A 1,568-nucleotide genomic window follows, 5' to 3' on the forward strand; every position below is an offset into this window, starting at 1 on the left:
TTTTAGTTTGGTTAAGTTAGAAAGGGCGCACGGTGGATGCCTTGACACTAGGAGTCGATGAAGGACGGGACTAACGCCGATATGCTTCGGGGAGCTGTAAGTAAGCTTTGATCCGAAGATTTCCGAATGGGGAAACCCACCATACGTAATGGTATGGTATCCTTATCTGAATACATAGGGTAAGGAAGACAGACCCAGGGAACTGAAACATCTAAGTACCTGGAGGAAGAGAAAGCAAATGCGATTTCCTGAGTAGCGGCGAGCGAAACGGAACATAGCCCAAACCAAGAGGCTTGCCTCTTGGGGTTGTAGGACATTCTATACGGAGTTACAAAGGAACGAGGTAGACGAAGCGACCTGGAAAGGTCCGTCGTAGAGGGTAACAACCCCGTAGTCGAAACTTCGTTCTCTCTTGAATGTATCCTGAGTACGGCGGAACACGTGAAATTCCGTCGGAATCTGGGAGGACCATCTCCCAAGGCTAAATACTCCCTAGTGATCGATAGTGAACCAGTACCGTGAGGGAAAGGTGAAAAGCACCCCGGAAGGGGAGTGAAAGAGATCCTGAAACCGTGTGCCTACAAATAGTCAGAGCCCGTTAACGGGTGATGGCGTGCCTTTTGTAGAATGAACCGGCGAGTTACGATCCCGTGCGAGGTTAAGCTGAAGAGGCGGAGCCGCAGCGAAAGCGAGTCTGAATAGGGCGTTTAGTACGTGGTCGTAGACCCGAAACCAGGTGATCTACCCATGTCCAGGGTGAAGTTCAGGTAACACTGAATGGAGGCCCGAACCCACGCACGTTGAAAAGTGCGGGGATGAGGTGTGGGTAGCGGAGAAATTCCAATCGAACCTGGAGATAGCTGGTTCTCCCCGAAATAGCTTTAGGGCTAGCCTTAAGTGTAAGAGTCTTGGAGGTAGAGCACTGATTGGACTAGGGGTCCTCATCGGATTACCGAATTCAGTCAAACTCCGAATGCCAATGACTTATCCTTAGGAGTCAGACTGCGAGTGATAAGATCCGTAGTCAAAAGGGAAACAGCCCAGACCGCCAGCTAAGGTCCCAAAGTGTGTATTAAGTGGAAAAGGATGTGGAGTTGCTTAGACAACTAGGATGTTGGCTTAGAAGCAGCCACCATTTAAAGAGTGCGTAATAGCTCACTAGTCGAGTGACTCTGCGCCGAAAATGTACCGGGGCTAAATACACCACCGAAGCTGCGGATTGATACCAATGGTATCAGTGGTAGGGGAGCGTTCTAAGGACAGTGAAGTCAGACCGTAAGGACTGGTGGAGTGCTTAGAAGTGAGAATGCCGGTATGAGTAGCGAAAGACGGGTGAGAATCCCGTCCACCGAATGCCTAAGGTTTCCTGAGGAAGGCTCGTCCGCTCAGGGTTAGTCAGGACCTAAGCCGAGGCCGACAGGCGTAGGCGATGGACAACAGGTTGATATTCCTGTACCACCTCTTTATCGTTTGAGCAATGGAGGGACGCAGAAGGATAGAAGAAGCGTGCGATTGGTTGTGCACGTCCAAGCAGTTAGGCTGATAAGTAGGCAAATCCGCTTATCGTG

General features: G+C 50.4%; 1 rRNA gene (running past one end of the window). It reads left to right on the top strand.

Going from position 1 to position 1,568, the window contains the following annotated elements:
• Positions 1 to 9 precede the first annotated feature (9 nt).
• Positions 10 to 1,568: ribosomal RNA gene (locus tag HFD78_RS28875) — 23S ribosomal RNA — on the top strand; it runs 1,457 nt beyond the window's last position.

The organism is Bacillus sp. EKM501B (genome assembly GCF_011800505.1).
Taxonomy (GTDB): domain Bacteria; phylum Bacillota; class Bacilli; order Bacillales; family Bacillaceae_G; genus Bacillus_A; species Bacillus_A cereus.